Annotated in this window: 1 protein-coding gene; it reads right to left on the bottom strand. The window is 69.9% G+C overall.

All coding sequences use genetic code 11. The annotated features are described in order from the left end of the window. A partial coding sequence (locus ACLF6P_RS29980) for a zinc-binding dehydrogenase (protein WP_415954566.1) occupies positions 1–405 on the bottom strand: 405 nt, incomplete at both ends.

The raw sequence follows: 405 nt of genomic DNA on the forward strand, positions 1-405 counted from the left end.
CGAGGAGTTCACCGAGCATGGCCTGGACCCGGTCCAGGCCCGCGTCCAGGAGCTCGAAGGCCGTGTAGGCGACACCCGGGCGGGCTTCACCGGTCTGCTGTGGATCGCGGATGTCGGTCTTGCCCATCTCCAGGAACCGTCCGCCGTCGGCCAGCAGGCCCAGCGAGGCGTCCACGTACTCGCCGGCCAGCGAGTTCAGCACGACATCGACCGTGGGGAAGGTGTCGGCGAAGTCCAGTGTCCGCGAGGAGGCGATCCGCTCGGCCGCGATCCCCATGCCCTGCAGCACAGGCCACTTGGCCGGGCTCGCGGTCGCATACACCTGAGCTCCCAGATGGCGGGCGATCTGCACCGCGGCCGTGCCCACACCACCCGTCGCCGCATGCACCAACACCGACTCACCCG

This window comes from Streptomyces lothianensis (genome assembly GCF_047779955.1).
Taxonomy (GTDB): Bacteria; Actinomycetota; Actinomycetes; order Streptomycetales; family Streptomycetaceae; genus Streptomyces.